Consider the following 16067-nt stretch of genomic DNA (forward strand, 5'->3'; position numbering starts at 1 on the left):
GCAGAGTCAATATTGGCTGATGGGTCACCATAAACAGCGCTGGCTTGCACTGATGGCCCGCAGGATTTAATCTCATCCCACTTTAAATTGAAATACCATTTCGCCTAGCGGAACATGGTAGCAAGGGGTCTGTATATGTTCAATCGGATTGGAGTCATTGGAGCCGGCGCCATGGGTCGCGGCATCGCCCAGCTGTTCGCCAGCAGCGGGCAACAGGTGCTGCTGTTCGACACCCGCGCCGAAGCCATCGAGGATGCCCTGGCGTTCAACCGCAACCTGCTGCAGCGCCAGTTGGCCAAGGGCAAGCTCAGCGAGGCGGAGTTCGAGGCGATCAATGCCCGCATGCAGCCGGCGGCCGAACTGCAGCAACTCAAGGACTGCGACCTGATCATCGAGGCCATCGTCGAGATTCTCGAGGTCAAGCAGAAGCTGTTCACCGATCTGGAAGCTATCGTCAGCGCAGACTGCCTGCTGGCCACCAACACCTCCTCGCTGTCGGTGACCCGCATTGCCGCTGGTTGCAGCCGTCCGGAGCGGGTCGCGGGCTTCCACTTCTTCAACCCGGTGCCCTTGATGAAGATCGTCGAGGTGGTGCGTGGCTCGCGCACCGAGGAGCGCTATATCGATGGCCTTGTGGCACTGGCGGAACAGGCCGGTCACTTCCCGGCGATCACCCCGGACACCCCCGGCTTCCTGGTCAACCACGCCGGTCGCGCCTTCGGCACCGAGGCCCTGCGCATGCTCAGCGAAGGTGTCGCCACGCCCCAGCAGATCGACCGCATCCTGCGTGACGGACCGGGCTTTCGCATGGGGCCGTTCGAGCTGTTCGACCTCACCGGGCTGGACGTGTCCCACGCGGTGATGGAGTCGGTCTACGAGCAGTTCTACCATGACCCGCGCTACACCCCGTCGTTCATTGCCGCGCAGCGCGTCGCCGCCGGCCTGCTCGGGCGCAAGACCGGCCAGGGTTTCTATCGTTATGAAGACGGGCAGAAGATCGAGCAGCCCGAGCCGGCAGCAGACAGCGTACTGCTGAACCGTCCCTACTGGTTGCAGACTGAAGATGCTGCCCTGCGCAGTCAGGTTGCGCAGGTACTGGCCGCTGCCGGTGCCACCCTGGAAACCGCTGAGCAGCCGTCCGCCGAGGCCATCTGCCTGATCACCCCGCTGGGCGAGGACTGCACCGCCGCCCTCACCCGCCAGAACCTGCCCGCTGCACGCACCCTGGCGCTGGACAGCTTCGCCAACTGGGACAAGCGCCGCACGCTGATGCGCCAGCCTGCCGCCGCTGCCGACCTGGTCGCCCAGGCCCGCCAGGCGCTGGGTGCCGATGGCGTACCGGTGGAAGTGATCAATGATTCGCCCGGCTTCGTCATCCAGCGGCTGATTGCCAGCGTGGTCAACCTGGGTTGCGACATTGCCCAGAAAGGCATCGCCACCCCGCAGACCCTGGATCGCGCCATTCAGCTCGCCCTGGGCTATCCGCAGGGCCCACTGGCCTTCGGTGAGCATTATGGCAAACAGGCGATTCTCGCTGTTCTGAACAACATGCAGGCCGTGTATGGCGAGCCGCGCTATCGTCCCAGCCCCTGGCTGCGCCGCCGCGTACAGCTGGACCTGCCGCTGACCACCCCCGACTTCCAGGAGTAACCCCATGACTGCCTATATCTATGATGGTTTGCGTTCCCCCTTCGGCCGCCACGCCGGCGCGCTGGCCAGCGTGCGTCCCGACGACCTGCTGGCGGATGTGATCCGCGCGGTGGTGGCGCGCAACGCCTTTGCCGGTACCGACTATGAAGACCTGGTCATCGGCAATACCAACCAGGCCGGTGAGGATGCGCGCAACGTCGCCCGCCATGCCGGGCTGCTGGCAGGGCTGCCGCAGGAAGTGGCCGGCGTCACCGTCAACCGCCTGTGCGGTTCCGGGCTGGCGGCCATTCTCGATGCCGCCCGCGCCGTCAAGGCCGGTGAGGGTGAACTGTTCGTCGCCGGTGGCGTGGAAAGCATGAGCCGTGCGCCCTTCGTCATCGCCAAGAGCGAAAGCCCCTACTCCCGCGACTTCCGCGCCTTCGACAGCACCATAGGCGCGCGCTTCCCCAACCCGAAGGTGGAAGCCGAATACGGTGACGACACCATGCCACAGACCGCCGACAACGTGGCCCGCGACCTGGGTATTACCCGCGAAGAAGCCGACACCTATGCCGCACGCAGCCAGGCGCTGTACGAGCAGGCGCGCGCCGATGGGTTTTTCGCCGAGGAAATCCTGCCGATCGAAGTGCCGCAGGGCCGCAAGAAGCCCAACAAGGTGGTCGACCAGGACGAGCATCCGCGCCCAAGCAGCGACATGGCGGCCCTGTCCGGCCTGCGATCATTGTTCGACGGTGGCGTGGTCACCGCCGGCAACGCCTCCGGGGTCAACGATGGCGCCGCTGCACTGATCATCGGCAGCGAAGCCATCGGCCAGAAATACGGCGTCAAACCACGCGGTCGCATCCTCGCTGGCGCCGTCTCCGGCGTGGCACCCCGCGTCATGGGCCTGGGCCCGGTGGAAGCCTGCAACAAGGCCCTGGCCCGCGCCGGCCTGACGCTGGACGACATGGACGTGATCGAGATCAACGAAGCTTTCGCCTCCCAGGTACTGGGCTGCGCCAAGCAACTGGGCATCGCCTTCGACGACCCACGCCTGAACCCCAACGGCGGCGCCATCGCCGTCGGCCACCCGCTGGGCGCCTCCGGCGCCCGCCTGGCGCTGACCGCGCTGCGTCAGCTGGAGCGTAGCGGCAAGCGTTATGCGCTGGTCAGCCTGTGTATCGGTCTGGGTCAGGGTGTGGCGGCGGTGATTGAGCGGGTGTGAGGGGTTTCCCCCTCTCCCCAACCCTCTCCCGCGAGGGGAGAGGGAGCCAGTCTGTACTCTCCGGCTGTTCTGAGTATGCTTGATGTAACCGTCGCTGCAGGATAGCTACGTTGTCTCGGCCAGCACAAACGAACTCCCTCTCCCCTCGCGGGGTGAAGGCGTAATCAGCGAAGCACTGCTTCGCCCGCCTGAACGCCCTGAGCTCTGCGAAGGGCCGGGGCCCGAAGGGGGGTTGGGGAGAGGGGGAACAAAGCTGCACCCATCATACTGCCCGATCAACCCCGGCACTGGAACTTCTGGCCGCGCCCACATCTCTGCTATGGTATCGATCCCATCCAACCGGAAGCTTTCCGATGCATGTGAATACCAACCCTTTTGAATGGCTGGGCCAGGCCTTCGGCACCCTGGTCAGGCTGATCGTCGATGGCCTGGCCTGGGTGTTCGATATGCTCAGTGGCGCCAGCACCGCCTTCGTCAATGGTTTTTCCCGGGCGCTGGGCGTCGACAGCAGCATTCTCAGCATCGCCTTTGTCGTGCTAGGGCTGTTTCTCATCTATCTTGGGGTCAGCGCCTTTATCCGCAAGCGCTTCATCGGCGGGATCATCTGGTTGCTGCTCGGGCTGTGGCTGCTGAGCACCCTGATTCGCTGATGGGCCACGCGTCCAACCTTCCCTCTTCATACTGACAAGGAGAACACCATGGGTTTTGCATTGAATCTCGATCTGCAACTGAGCAGCAGCGCCTTCGCTGCCGACGGCGCGATTCCCACCCGGCATACCGGCGAGGGCGAGGATGTTTCCCCGGCACTGAGCTGGAGCAATGCCCCGGCTGGCACCAAAAGCTTCGCGGTGATCTGTCACGATCCCGATGCCCCGCTGGTCTCGGCCAACGGTACCTACGGCTTCGTGCACTGGGTGCTGTACAACATCCCCGGCAATATCGACAGCCTTGCCGAGGACTGCAGCGAGCATACCCAGGGCCAGAACAATTTCGGCAAGCCCGGCTATGGCGGTCCGATGCCCCCCGAGGGCCACGGCCAGCACAAATACTATTTCTGGGTATTGGCGCTGGATACCGAGCTGAACCTGCCGGCAGGGCTGAACATGTGGGAGCTGCTGGCCAAGGTCGAGCCGCACACCCTGGCGATGAACCGCCTGATCGGTACCTACCAGCGCGGCTGAGATCTATCTCCAAAATCGGGCCGGCCATGGTCCACGGCCGGCCCGCACGCCCTATTGCAGATTCAACTCGACGACCCGCACCGTATCCGCGGCGATATCCGCCTCGGTCACTGCCATGTCGCGCCATTGCTTGTCGCTGAACAGCTCAGTCTGGTCGGCGAAGAACGCCGACTCGGGGTCATGCGCCTGGCTGTAGCTCAGGTACATCTGCGCCTGCGGCTCTCCATCGACATAGGCCAGGGCCAGCACGAAGCTGGAGCCATAGGTGATGCGATAGGCGCTCTTCTCGCCGTTGCCTTCATCACGACGGGACAGGCTGGCGCTGTCCGGCACCGGCTCACCGGTGAGGATGGTGGCCAGATCGGAGGTCGAGCGTGAGCCCTGGCTGATCATGTTGAACAGGCCCTCGAAGGACTGCCCGCCGTGCACCGCTATCTTGTGCTCCGGCGCTGGCGACTTGAGCACATACTGGATGCTGCCCAGCGGCGCATCCAGCGCAATGCCTTCGGCCTTGAGCCGCTCGGCGGCATCGTACAGCGGCTTGAGCAGTTCCTCCGGCGTCATGGTCTGGCTCAGCCCGCCCGGGGTGTAGGCCGCATCAGCGGCATCGAAGGGCACGGCGAACAGGTCATCGCGCAGGTCGCGGTGCAGCGGCACGCGGAAGCCCTGCAGGTACTCACGCATCAGGTGCGCACCATGGCTGTCCAGGTTGTACAGGCCGTCCCAGCGATCGAGTACACCACAGGCCTCGCTGACATCCAGGTTCTGGCCGTCGACGATGATCTCGGGATACTGCGTACAGCGCTGGACCAACTGGTTGCGGAAGCTGCCGCCGAACAGCGAGCCGTTCATGTCCAGCACCGCCTTGAGCGAGTCGATATCGAAGCGCTGGTCGGCCAGGGTCAGGCCGAAGGCGTGGGGATCGCTGATCATCTGCGCGTTATAGCGGGTGCGCGGGCTGCGAATGCTTTGCTCCGGCCCATAGATGATGCTGTAGCCCTCCAGCGGCTCGTCCAGGTTGGACAACCAGTGACTGCTGTTGGCGTTGTACACATAGTCGGTGCGGGTCTGGCGCGGGGCCTGGCTGAACGGCACTATGCCCGGTACCACGGCGTCGGCGTGGTTGGCCCAGGCATACTGCGACTGATGGCCCGGCAGCAGTATCTGGCCGGCGCCGTCCTGCCACAGGCCAGCCAGTTCCGGCGTGTTCATCGCCGCGCGCCAGTAGCCTTCGGCTTGCGGCGACAGCAGCGGCGTTACCGAGGCGTCGATATAGGAGGCGTTGCCCTCCTTGTCGATCATCATGGTGTTGACCCAGGGCAGCCCCTGGTGAGTGGCGAAGCTGTCCATCACCTCCTGGGTACTGGTCGCCAGCCCCATCGCCAGCCACTGGTCCATCCCGCGATTGTTGTCGATATTGACGTCGCGGTAGGTGATGGCCGCCGTGCCGGTCCAGCCCAGCGCGGGACTCAGGCTGGACAGGTCGACCATCGGCCCATAATGGCTGAAGTACAGCTGGTGCGAGTAGGGAACCACAGAACCATCGGGTCCTTGCACATCGATGGTCACGGTCTTCGACTCGATATCCCGCAGCTCGCCATCATAGTAGTAGCGCAGCGGATCGGACGGATCGAGCGCCAGCTGATACAAGGTGAAGCGCTTGGCCTGGGATACGGTATGGGTCCAGCCGATATCCTTGTTGAAGCCCATGGTGATCACCGGCAGGCCGAGCATGTTGGCGCCATGCACCTCCAGCTCACCAGGGATCTTCAGGTGTGCCTCGAAGAAACGCAGTTCACCGTCCCAGGGAAAGTGCGGATTGCCCAGCAGCAGGCTGTTGGCGTCATTGACCCGCTGCGACCCCAGCGCCCAGCCGTTGCTGCCGATGCCTTCGTTGGTCAGCACCTTCTCCGCATCCAGCTGGACGGTCAGTGGGTATGCACTGCGCAGGGGGCGCGGCCCCTGCTCCTGGGCCAGCAGCGTATCAGCCTGCCGGGCCTGCACTATCGGCGCGGTCGGCGGCTGGGCAATGGCCATGGCCGCGAGGAAGTTGCGAGTGCTGGCCAGCGTCGCCAAATCCAGGTGATAGGCCGCCAGGATGGTAGGTGTGATCGGTTGCACCCACTCGGCGCCACGGCAGGGTGACGGATAGTCCTGGGGACTGTTATAGGCGGCCACGGCCGCGTTATAGCCCTCGGCATACCCTTCGATCAGTTGCTGCGAACTGTCCGACATGCTGTCGTACAGCGCGGCGGCCCGAGTCTCGAAGTCGAGTGCCTTGTAGGCAACATCCGACAGCAGATTGGCCATATTCTCGCCGGGACCGAAATAGCGGGACTTGTTGCCCTGCATTTTCAGGATCTGCTCGGCCAGGGTGCAGAGGTTGTCCTCGGCATGGGCATGCGCCACCCCGTATCCCAGCCCGTAGTAATCCTGGGCCTGGATGTGCGGTACGCCGTGGGAAGTATAGGTAATGGTAACTTCGGGTGAGGGAGTCGATGGCCTGCTCGAAGAGCCACCGCCACCACTGAGACATCCGGTCAGCAGAAACGAACCGACAGCCAGCGCGCTGATCAGCCTGGTTTGCATGGGGAATCATCCTTTATTATTGTTGTTTCCCGCCCCAATGGACGCATATGTATCCAACTGGAGCCGTTCGGGCAATATGACCCAGAACCAGTATTGTCGATCCGCGGTCATTCACAAGCGCGCCTAGCACATTATTTATGAAATTGTTAATCGCCCATTCAGGGGGTCAGCAAATTGCCAGCATGGGCCGGCCCGCTCAGCCGGCCGAATCAAGTGAGGTATCATCCCTGTATCCGTACCCCATTCGCCAGACGAGCCCAGATAGATGAACAATCCGCACCCGGCCTCCCACGTTTTCGACAGCGCCATCAGCCTGCGTCCCATGGATACTCACCGCTACAGCGGCCGTACCGCCGAGACCTACAACAACATGGTCGGGCCCTTCGGCGGCATTACCGCCGCCGCGCTGCTGAACGCGGTGCTGCAGCACCCCGAGCGGTTGGGTGATCCGGTGTCGCTGACGGTGAACTTTGCCGGCCCGGTGGCCGAAGGAGAGTTCGAGATCGAGGCTACGCCACTGCGTACCAACCGCTCGACCCAGCACTGGTTGTTATTGCAGAAGCAGGACGGTGAGGTAGTCACCAGCGCGACGGCGTTCTTTGCCACTCGCCGGGACACCCTGTCCGAGCAACAACTGAGCCCACCCCCGGCCCCGCGCCCCGATACGCTGAAGCGAGTCGATATCAGCATCCGCAACTGGTTCAAGCAGTATGACTTCCGCTTTATACGCGGCATCCCCCTGCAGCCACGTGCGGCGGACCAGCCGGCAGATACCGAGTCACTGCTGTGGGTCCGTGATTATCCCGAACGGCCACTCGACTACTGCTCGCTGACCGCGCTGGGTGACGTGTTTGCACCACGCATTTTCCTGTTACGCGACCATTTCACTCCCTCCGGCACCGTGTCCATGACGCACTACTTCCATGCCACCGCTGATGAGCTGAGCAAGGCTGGTACGGGTTTTGTGCTGGGTCAGGCGAAGGCTTCCCGATTGCATGGCAACTATGCGGATCAGGTAGCACACCTGTGGTCGGAGGATGGAGTGCTGTTGTTGACCAGCACCCAGTCGGTGTATTTCAAGGAGTGAGCGCCCCGGTCGGCGAGCAGACGCTCGCCAGCCCGGGAGGGACGAGCACCAGCTCGTCCGCGGAACAGCCGGATGGCGCAGTGTCTCAAGCCAGTCCGCCCATCAAGCTGGTACTTGACGTTCCCAGCAGCGTAACCCTCTCGGTTACCCCAACGCTGCCAGCACCTCACCCCGCAACGGCGCATTGAGCAGCAGACGGGTTTCCCGGTAGGCCTTGCGGTCCAGTGCCGCCAGTTGCCGGGTCTTGTCCCGGGCACGCTCCAGCAGCTCACCACCGGTCACCAGCTCGTCATAGAAGCCAGCCTCCAGCGCCTGCTGCGGATTGAGGATCTGCGCCTGCAGGGCACAGCGGTTGAGCCATTGCGGCGCCAGTCCGGCCCGCGCTTGGGGCATGGCGGCATCGGGCATGGTCATGCCGATGGCCACTTCGTTCAGGCCGATATTGAAGGCGCCGGCCGCGCCGACGCGATAGTCGGCCAGCAGCAGCATGAAGGCGGCCTTGGCCATGGCATGCCCGGTGCTGGCCATCAACACCGGCGCCGGATAGTCCAGCAGGGCCAGGGTCAAGCGGTCACCGGCGGCGCGCATGGCGTCACAGGCCGGGCCGCCGGCAGCGATCAACTTGCGATCGTAGCCACCACTGAAACAACCCGCCCGGCCATAGATCAGCAGAGCAGCGTCGGCGCTGGCAGCCTGGTCGATGGCCGCCAGCAGCTCATTAAGCATCTGCTCGGACAGCGCATTGACCTTGCCGTCATCCAGGGCGATCTCGGCAATGCCGTCGACGATACTCAGCACCAGCGCGCTCATGGCTGTACCTGCGCCCGGGCTTCATCACGCAGCACCCGGCGCAGCAACTTGCCGACGGTGGACTTGGGCAGGTCGTCGCGGATCTCGATGAAGCTCGGCACCTTGTAGCCGGTCAGTTGTTCACGGCAATGGGCAATGATGTCGGCTTCAGTCAGATTCTGATCGTGCAGGCTGACGAACAGCTTGATCGCCTCGCCCTTGCGCTCATCCGGCACGCCGACCGCCACGCATTCGCGGATACCGGGATGGCGCATGACCGCGTCTTCCACATCATTGGGATACACGTTGAAGCCGGATACCAGGATCATGTCCTTCTTGCGGTCGACCAGCTTGAGGAATCCGTCTTCGTCGATCACGCCGATGTCACCGGTCTTCAGCCAGCCATCTTCGGTGAAGGTTTCCGCGGTGGCTTCGGGACGCTGCCAGTAGCCCTGCATGACCTGCGGGCCACGAATCAGCAGCTCACCCGGCTCGCCGGCCGGGACTTCCTGGCCCAGGTCATCGACGATCTTCATTTCGGTGTCGATCACCGCCTGGCCGATAAAGCCTTCCTTATAAGGCGTGTTGCCGGTGGAGGCGACCACCACGGGTGAGGTCTCGGTCATGCCGAAGCCCTCGCGGACGACACTGCCGGTACGCTCGAACCAGCGCTGGGCCACCGAGAGGTTCAGCGGCGCACCGCCGGAGTTGACCCATTTCAGGCGACTGAAATCGATGCTGTCGAACTGCGGGTGGGCCATCAGCGAGACGAACAGCGAGTTGATGCCGGTGAACAGGGTGATGGAGTGCCGCTGCATGTCGGCGATCATGCCGTCCAGGTCCCGCGGGTTGGTGATCAGCACGCTGTTGAAACCGGTGAACACCGAGGCCAGGCAGTTCGCGGTGAAGGCAAAGATGTGGTACAGCGGCAGCGGCGACACCCGCACCTCGTTGCCGTATTCCACCTCGCCGGGCTTGATGATGCTCACCGCCTGCAGCACGTTGCTCAGCAGGTTGCGGTGGGTCAGCATGGCGCCCTTGGATACGCCGGTGGTGCCGCCGGTGTACTGCAGCACGGCCAGGTCATCCAGGCCGCGTCCGGTGTCGATCTCCGGCAGGGTCTTGCCGATCGCCAGTGCCGCCATGAAACGGGTCACGTCGGCGGCATCGCCCTGTTCCTGCGGATGCCGCCAGTCATCCAGACTGGTGACGATGAGTCGCTCGATCTGGGTTTGCGGCTGGATGCTGCGTACCAGCGGGACCAGCTTGTCGAGCACTACCACCGCCTTGGCACCGGAGTCGGCGAACTGGTGGCGGGTTTCCGGAGCGGTGTATTGGGGGTTGGTATTGACGATGACCAGGCCCGCCTTGAGTGCGCCGAAGATGGCCACCACGTACTGGAGCAGGTTGGGCAGCTGGATAGCCAGCCGATCACCGGGTTGCAACCCGGCCTCATGCCGCAGATAGCGGGCGAAACTGTCCGCGTGGCTGCCCAACGCCGTGAAGCTGACCGAGTCCGCGCCACAGGAAAATGCCGGTTTGTCACCATAATCACGACAGGCCTGCTGGAGCAGATCATACAGGTTGGCATGACCAAGTTCGGCCAACTGGCCGGCAACAACGCAGGGAGATGTGGACATCGGAACCTCTTTTTTGGACTATTATTTTGCACAGCGAAACACAATACCAAAAGATGCTATTCTATCTCTCGCAGCTGTGCAATCATCCGAACAAATCAAAACAATATCGCTGTGCAGAACGCTTCGTCCTTTGTATCGTTCCGCCCAGCCCACAACAATAGTAGTCCGGCGCTGCCGATCGAATGGCAGGCGCCGCACTCGGATGCCATATCAAGGTACGAATGCTTTATGAATGACGATCTGCCAGAACAAACCCCACCCAAGGACCGCAAATTCGTCGAGGCGCTCTCCCGCGGACTCGATGTGCTGCGCGCATTCAGCCAGGGCGCGGTGGTCATGGGTAATCAGGATATCGCCCGGATCACCGGCCTACCCAAGCCCACCGTGTCGCGCATGACCTACACGCTGACCAAGCTCGGCTACCTGTCCTATTCGCCGCAACTGGAGAAGTACCAGCTGGATTCTGGCGTGCTGGCCCTCGGTTACGCCTATGTATCGAACCTGCGGGTGCGCCAGCTGGCCAAGCCGTACCTGGACGAGTTCGCCCGTAATACCAACACCTCCGTGGGTCTGACCTGCCGCGACCGCCTGTCGATGATCTATGTCGAGAACTGCCGCCCCGCCGAGATCACCTCGCTGCGCATGGATGTCGGCGTGCGCCTGCCGCTGGCCACCACCGCCGCCGGGCGCGCCTACCTGGCGGCGATGAAGGAAGAGGAACGCCGCCATGTGATGAGTTCGCTGGCGGCACGCAATCCCGATACCTGGCCGGAACTGGAAAAGCAGCTGGAACAGGCGTTCAGCGATTACCAGAAGTACGGCTTCTGCCTGTCGCTGGGTGACTGGGATCGCAACGTCAATGCCGCCGGCGTGGCCCTGCATCTGCAGGACGGCACGCTGATGGCACTGACCTGCGGCGCGCCAACCTACCTGGTGTCCGAAGACAAGGTGAAGAACCAATTGGCGCACCAGTTGGCGATCCTCGCCCGGGATATCGAACGCCTCGGAGTGTAATCATCAGCGCCCGTTATAACGCACCATTTTGCAACGGGCATCGACAATGCTTCCCAAGTTTTGTATTTTGCTATGCGAAACGTGATTTCATTATTTCGCACAACGAAACTGATCTGATTCACAGGAGATTCAGCATGTCGGACGTCGTCACCCTGGAACGGCAAGGCGCCGTTGCCGTAGTCAGAGTCAACAATCCGCCGGTCAACGCCTTGGGTGTGGCCGTGCGTGAGGGACTGCAGAACAGCTTCAATGCAGCCGAGGCTGACCCTGAGGTCAAGGCCATCGTCCTGGTCTGTGAAGGCAACACCTTCATTGCTGGTGCCGACATCAAGGAATTCGGCAAGCCGCCGCAAGCGCCGGGGCTGCCTGACGTGGTCAACGGCATCGAGGCCGGCAACAAGCCGAGCGTCGCCGTGATCCACGGTACCGCCCTGGGTGGTGGTCTGGAAGTGGCCCTGAGCTGCCACTACCGTATCGCCCGCAAGGACGCCAAGGTCGGCCTGCCGGAAGTCAAACTCGGGCTGCTGCCGGGCGCCGGCGGCACCCAGCGTCTGCCCCGCGTGGTCGGTGTCGAGAAGGCCCTGGACATGATCGTCAGCGGCGCACCTATCGCTGCTGCCGAAGCGCAACAACTGGGCGTGGTCGATGAGCTGTTCGACGGCGAGCTGCTGGCCGCTGGCCTGGCTTTCGCCGAGAAGCTGATTGCCGAAGGCAAGGGCCCGCGCCGCACCGGCGAGCGTACCGACAAGCTCGAAGGCGTGGACAATGCCGCGCTGGTCGCAGCCAAGCGCGCCGAGATCGAGAAGAAGACCCCAGGTCTGTTCTCGCCGCAGCGCTGCGTATCCGCCGTCGAAGCCTCCTTTACTCTACCGCTGGCCGAAGGTTTGAAGCGCGAGCGTGAATTGTTCGGTGAGTGTCTGGTCTCCCCGCAGCGTGCCGCCCTGGTGCATGCCTTCTTCACTGAGCGCCTGGCTTCCAAGGTTGATGGCCTGCCCAAGGACACCCCGGTGCGCGACATCAAATCCGCTGCGGTGATCGGTGGCGGCACCATGGGCGTGGGTATCGCCATGTGCTTTGCCAATGCCGGTATCCCGGTGAAGATCCTGGAGATCAGCACCGACGCCCGCGACAAGGCCATCCAGCGCGCCCGCGACACCTACGGCATGAGCGTCAAGCGTGGCAGCCTGACCGAAGCCGCCCTGGAGAAACGCATGGCGCTGGTCAGCGGCGTCACCGACTACGCCGACCTGGCCGATGTGGATGTGGTGGTCGAGGCGGTATTCGAGGAAATGGGCGTCAAGCAGAAGGTCTTCGAAGCCCTGGATGCCAACTGCAAGCCCGGCGCCATCCTCGCCAGCAACACCTCGTCGCTGGACCTGAACCAGATCGCCGCCTTCACCAAGCGTCCGCAAGACGTGGTCGGCCTGCATTTCTTCAGCCCGGCCAACGTCATGCGCCTGCTGGAAGTGGTGCGCGGCGAGAAGACCAGCGACGAAGTGCTGGCCACCGCCATGGCCATCGGCAAGAAGCTGAAGAAGGTCGCCGTGCCGGTCGGCGTGTGCGACGGCTTCGTCGGCAACCGCATGGTATTCCAGTACGGCCGCGAATCCGAGTTTCTGCTGGAAGAAGGCGCCACTCCGGAGCAGGTCGATGGCGTGCTGCGCAAGTTCGGGCTGGCCATGGGGCCGTTCGCCATGCGTGATCTGTCCGGCCTGGATATCGGCCTGGCCATCCGCACCCGCCAGCGCCAGACCCTGCCCGCCGAGTTCAAGCTGCCGACCATCCTCGACAAGATGGCCGAGGCCGGCATGCTCGGACAGAAGACCGGCAAGGGTTTCTATGTCTATGAAAAGGGCTCGCGTACCCCGCTGCCCAACCCGGAACTGCCGGCGATTCTCGATGCCGCTTCAAAAGAGCAGGGCGTGGAGCGCCGCCAGCTGTCCGATGAGTACATCATCGAACGCACCATCTATGCGCTGATCAACGAAGGGGCGAAGATCCTCGAGGAAGGCATTGCCCAGCGTGCCAGCGATATCGACGTGATCTACATCAACGGCTACGGCTTCCCGGCGCACCAGGGTGGCCCCATGTTCTATGCTGATGCAGTCGGCCTGGATCGTGTCTATGCCCGCATCTGCGAATTCCACGAACAGCTCGGCGCCTGGTGGAAACCGGCTCCGCTGCTGGAGAAACTGGCCAAAGAAGGTCGCAAGTTCGCCGATCTCTGAGACTTTTCTGCCGGCGCCGCACCTGACGCGGCGCCGGCAGCTGAATAACAACGAGGACCCAACATGGAAATCCATTACACAGCTGAACAACTCGCCTTCCGTGACGAAGTGCGTGAATTCCTCAAGCAGGAGTTGCCGGCGGACATCGCAGCCAAGGTCAAACTCGGCAAGCACCTGACCAAGGCCGATCATGAGCGCTGGCAGCAGATCCTGTCCAAGAAGGGCTGGTATGCACCGGGCTGGCCGGTCGAGCATGGCGGCACTACATGGGGCGCCGTGGAGAAGCACATCTTCGACGAAGAGTCCTCCGCTGCCGGGGCACCGCGCACCATTCCCTTCGGCGTCGCCATGGTCGCTCCGGTGATCATCAAGTTCGGTACTGAAGCGCAGAAGCAGCAGTACCTGCCGCGCATCCTGTCCGGTGAGGACTGGTGGTGCCAGGGTTACTCCGAGCCGGGCGCCGGTTCCGACCTGGCCTCGCTGAAGACCCGCGCCGTGCGTGATGGCGATCACTATGTGGTCAACGGCCAGAAGACCTGGACCACCCTGGGCCAGCACGCCAACATGATCTTCTGCCTGGTGCGTACCGATCCGGAAGCCCAGCAGCAGCGCGGTATCTCCTTCCTGCTGATCGACATGGCCACCCCCGGCATCACTGTCCGTCCGATCATCACCCTGGACGGCGACCATGAAGTCAACGAGGTGTTCTTCGATGACGTGCGCGTGCCGGTGGAGAACCTGGTCGGCGAGGAGAACAAGGGCTGGACCTGCGCCAAGTACCTGCTGACCCACGAGCGTACCGGCCTGGCCGGTATCGGCACCTCCAAGGCAGCGCTGAGCAACCTCAAGCGCATCGCCGCCAAACAGCAGAAGAACGGCAAGTCACTGCTCGAGGACACTCTGTTCCGCGCGCAGATCGCCGAAGTGGAAATGTCGCTGATGGCTGCCGAGGTGAGCACCCTGCGTATCGTCGCCGCCGCCTCCGAAGGTGGTGTACCCGGCGCGGAAAGCTCGATCCTCAAGGTACAGGGCACCGAGATCCGCCAGGCCATCACCCACCTGACGCGCAAGGCCCTGGGGCCGTATGCCCTGCCCTTCCTGCCGGAAGAGCTGGAGCTGGACTATGACGGCGAGTTCCTCGTCGACGACTATGCCGCAGCCCCGGCTTCGACCTATTTCAACATGCGCAAACTGTCGATCTTCGGCGGATCCAACGAGATCCAGAAGAATATCGTCTCGAAAATGATCCTCGAACTCTAAGGAGCGCCGACCATGGACTTCAAATTGACTGAAGAGCAGCAGATGCTCCAGGACACCGCGGCCCGCCTGGTTCGCGACGTTTACACCTTCGAAAAGCGCCTTGAGTTCAGCGACAGCGACGCCGGCTTCAGCACCGAATTCTGGCAGCAACTGGGCGAGCTGGGCCTGACCGCCATCCCCTTCTCCGAGGAACTGGGTGGCTTCGGCGGCGGCGGCGTGGAAACCATGCTGATCATGGAACAGCTGGGCCGTGGCATCTGCCTGGAACCCTACCTGGAGTCGGTGATCCTGGCCGGCGGCCTGATCGGCCAGCTGGGCAACGAGCAACAGAAGGAAGAACTGCTGGGCGCCATCGCCAGCGGCGAGCTGCAGGCCAGCGTCGCCCTGGAAGAGCCGAGCAGCCACTACTGCCTGCATGATGTGCAGACCACCGCGGTACAGGAAGGCAGCAACTGGCTGCTCAGCGGTCGCAAGGGTGTGGTGATCGGCGGCCAGACCGCCGGCAAGATCCTGGTCTCCGCACGCACCGCCGGTGACGTCCGCGACCAGCAGGGCATCAGCCTGTTCCTGATCGACCCCGCCGCGGCAGGCGTCACCCGCCGCGTGTATGCCACCGTGGATGGCCGCAAGGGCTGCGAACTGTTCCTCGACAAGGTCCAGGGCGAGCTGTTGGGCTCTGCTGGCGACGCCTACGATGCGATTCGCTACCAGAGTGGCCGCGCCATTGCCGCGCTGTGCGGTGAAGCGGTCGGCGCCATGCGTACCGCCTGCGACCTGACCCTGGACTACCTGAAGACCCGCAAGCAGTTCGGCGTGCCGATCGGCAAGTTCCAGGTTCTGCAGCACCGCATGGTCGATATGATCAGCGAACTGGAGCGCGGCACCTCGATGGCCATCCTGGCAGCCTGCGTCGCCGACGACCAGGACAGCGACGAGCGCAGCGCCAAGCTGTCCGCCGCCAAGTTCATCGTCAACCGCGCGGCCCGCTACGTTGCCGAGCAGTGCATCCAGCTGCATGGCGGCATCGCCATGACCTGGGAATACAACGGCGCCCACTACGCCAAGCGCCTGGTCATGATCAGTCACCAGTTCGGTGACGACGATCATCATCTGGAAGCCTATTCCAACCAGCTGGTTGTTGCCTGAGGCACAGCAGCAGGTCGGGAAAACAGGGCTTTGTCCTGTTTTCCCGACCAATTCATCGTAAATCATGTGACCGGGTACTATCGAACACGAAAAGTGCCCGGTATGCTAAGACCCCTTTTAAATGTCACACGCCCACCGGGGCGTTTCACAGACTTGCGGAGGACTAACGTCCATGAAAATCCTCGTCGCCGTAAAGCGCGTGGTTGACTACAACGTCAAGGTTCGCGTCAAGGCGGACAACAGCGGTGTCGACCTCGCCAACGTCAAGATGTCCATGAA

12 protein-coding genes and 1 pseudogene are annotated in these 16067 nt (G+C 63.0%); 10 read left to right on the forward strand and 3 right to left on the reverse strand.

Features of this window, described 5'->3' with window-relative positions; translation table 11 throughout:
• Positions 1 to 135: 135 nt before the first annotated feature.
• The 4 genes from H6X51_RS11205 (at position 136) to H6X51_RS11220 (ending at position 4035) form a co-directional block, all read left to right on the forward strand.
• A complete protein-coding gene (locus H6X51_RS11205; RefSeq protein WP_185267610.1) occupies positions 136 to 1650 on the forward strand; it encodes a 3-hydroxyacyl-CoA dehydrogenase in 1515 nt (504 codons plus the stop codon).
• 4 nt (positions 1651 to 1654) lie between these two features.
• On the forward strand, positions 1655 to 2854 hold the full coding sequence (locus tag H6X51_RS11210) for a 3-oxoadipyl-CoA thiolase (RefSeq protein ID WP_185267611.1): 1200 nt from the start codon (positions 1655 to 1657) through the stop codon (positions 2852 to 2854).
• 353 nt (positions 2855 to 3207) lie between these two features.
• The gene (locus H6X51_RS11215) at positions 3208 to 3504 is read left to right on the forward strand and encodes a hypothetical protein (protein WP_185267612.1); all 297 of its coding nucleotides are present in this window, start codon (positions 3208 to 3210) and stop codon (positions 3502 to 3504) included.
• Between the two features lie 48 nt (positions 3505 to 3552).
• Positions 3553 to 4035, forward strand: coding sequence for a YbhB/YbcL family Raf kinase inhibitor-like protein (locus tag H6X51_RS11220; RefSeq protein WP_185267613.1), 483 nt, complete (start codon positions 3553 to 3555; stop codon positions 4033 to 4035).
• Positions 4036 to 4086: 51 nt separating this feature from the next.
• Here H6X51_RS11220 and H6X51_RS11225 read toward each other — a convergent pair whose 3' ends face one another.
• Positions 4087 to 6624 (reverse strand): penicillin acylase family protein, encoded by a 2538-nt coding sequence (locus H6X51_RS11225; RefSeq protein ID WP_185267614.1) that lies wholly within the window; start codon positions 6622 to 6624, stop codon positions 4087 to 4089.
• A 265-nt stretch (positions 6625 to 6889) separates the two neighbouring features.
• On the opposite strand from H6X51_RS11225, the gene H6X51_RS11230 reads away from it, so the two are divergent.
• A complete protein-coding gene (locus tag H6X51_RS11230; protein ID WP_185267615.1) occupies positions 6890 to 7711 on the forward strand; it encodes an acyl-CoA thioesterase in 822 nt (273 codons plus the stop codon).
• Positions 7712 to 7855: 144 nt separating this feature from the next.
• Here H6X51_RS11230 and H6X51_RS11235 read toward each other — a convergent pair whose 3' ends face one another.
• Entirely contained in the window at positions 7856 to 8521 is a 666-nt protein-coding gene (locus H6X51_RS11235; protein ID WP_185267616.1) for a crotonase/enoyl-CoA hydratase family protein, read from the reverse strand.
• A complete protein-coding gene (locus H6X51_RS11240) occupies positions 8518 to 10140 on the reverse strand; it encodes an AMP-binding protein (protein WP_185267617.1) in 1623 nt (540 codons plus the stop codon). The genes H6X51_RS11235 and H6X51_RS11240 overlap by 4 nt, the downstream gene beginning before the upstream one ends.
• A gap of 228 nt (positions 10141 to 10368) precedes the next feature.
• Here H6X51_RS11240 and H6X51_RS11245 point away from each other — a divergent pair, with 228 nt between their 5' ends.
• The 5 genes and pseudogenes from H6X51_RS11245 to H6X51_RS11265 all read left to right on the forward strand — a co-directional run.
• Positions 10369 to 11154 (forward strand): IclR family transcriptional regulator, encoded by a 786-nt coding sequence (locus tag H6X51_RS11245; protein ID WP_185267618.1) that lies wholly within the window; start codon positions 10369 to 10371, stop codon positions 11152 to 11154.
• Between the two features lie 134 nt (positions 11155 to 11288).
• Entirely contained in the window at positions 11289 to 13382 is a 2094-nt protein-coding gene (locus tag H6X51_RS11250; protein ID WP_185267619.1) for a 3-hydroxyacyl-CoA dehydrogenase NAD-binding domain-containing protein, read from the forward strand.
• A 63-nt stretch (positions 13383 to 13445) separates the two neighbouring features.
• The gene (locus H6X51_RS11255) at positions 13446 to 14642 is read left to right on the forward strand and encodes an acyl-CoA dehydrogenase family protein (protein WP_185267620.1); all 1197 of its coding nucleotides are present in this window, start codon (positions 13446 to 13448) and stop codon (positions 14640 to 14642) included.
• Between the two features lie 12 nt (positions 14643 to 14654).
• On the forward strand, positions 14655 to 15788 hold the full coding sequence (locus H6X51_RS11260; protein WP_185267621.1) for an acyl-CoA dehydrogenase family protein: 1134 nt from the start codon (positions 14655 to 14657) through the stop codon (positions 15786 to 15788).
• Between the two features lie 172 nt (positions 15789 to 15960).
• Positions 15961 to 16067 (forward strand): annotated as a pseudogene (locus H6X51_RS11265) (electron transfer flavoprotein subunit beta/FixA family protein); the annotation flags it as partial.

This window comes from Halopseudomonas xiamenensis (assembly GCF_014219065.1).
In the GTDB taxonomy this organism is placed as follows: Bacteria; Pseudomonadota; Gammaproteobacteria; order Pseudomonadales; family Pseudomonadaceae; genus Halopseudomonas; species Halopseudomonas xiamenensis.

Excerpts from the sequence above, each read along its gene's own strand:
- H6X51_RS11205 (WP_185267610.1), top strand. The coding sequence starts at position 136 with ATGTTCAATCGGATTGGAGTCATTGGAGCCGGCGCCATGGGTCGCGGC.
- H6X51_RS11210 (WP_185267611.1), top strand. The coding sequence starts at position 1,655 with ATGACTGCCTATATCTATGATGGTTTGCGTTCCCCCTTCGGCCGCCAC.
- H6X51_RS11215 (WP_185267612.1), top strand. The coding sequence starts at position 3,208 with ATGCATGTGAATACCAACCCTTTTGAATGGCTGGGCCAGGCCTTCGGC.
- H6X51_RS11220 (WP_185267613.1), top strand. The coding sequence starts at position 3,553 with ATGGGTTTTGCATTGAATCTCGATCTGCAACTGAGCAGCAGCGCCTTC.
- H6X51_RS11225 (WP_185267614.1), bottom strand. The coding sequence starts at position 6,624 with ATGCAAACCAGGCTGATCAGCGCGCTGGCTGTCGGTTCGTTTCTGCTG.
- H6X51_RS11230 (WP_185267615.1), top strand. The coding sequence starts at position 6,890 with ATGAACAATCCGCACCCGGCCTCCCACGTTTTCGACAGCGCCATCAGC.
- H6X51_RS11235 (WP_185267616.1), bottom strand. The coding sequence starts at position 8,521 with ATGAGCGCGCTGGTGCTGAGTATCGTCGACGGCATTGCCGAGATCGCC.
- H6X51_RS11240 (WP_185267617.1), bottom strand. The coding sequence starts at position 10,140 with ATGTCCACATCTCCCTGCGTTGTTGCCGGCCAGTTGGCCGAACTTGGT.
- H6X51_RS11245 (WP_185267618.1), top strand. The coding sequence starts at position 10,369 with ATGAATGACGATCTGCCAGAACAAACCCCACCCAAGGACCGCAAATTC.
- H6X51_RS11250 (WP_185267619.1), top strand. The coding sequence starts at position 11,289 with ATGTCGGACGTCGTCACCCTGGAACGGCAAGGCGCCGTTGCCGTAGTC.
- H6X51_RS11255 (WP_185267620.1), top strand. The coding sequence starts at position 13,446 with ATGGAAATCCATTACACAGCTGAACAACTCGCCTTCCGTGACGAAGTG.
- H6X51_RS11260 (WP_185267621.1), top strand. The coding sequence starts at position 14,655 with ATGGACTTCAAATTGACTGAAGAGCAGCAGATGCTCCAGGACACCGCG.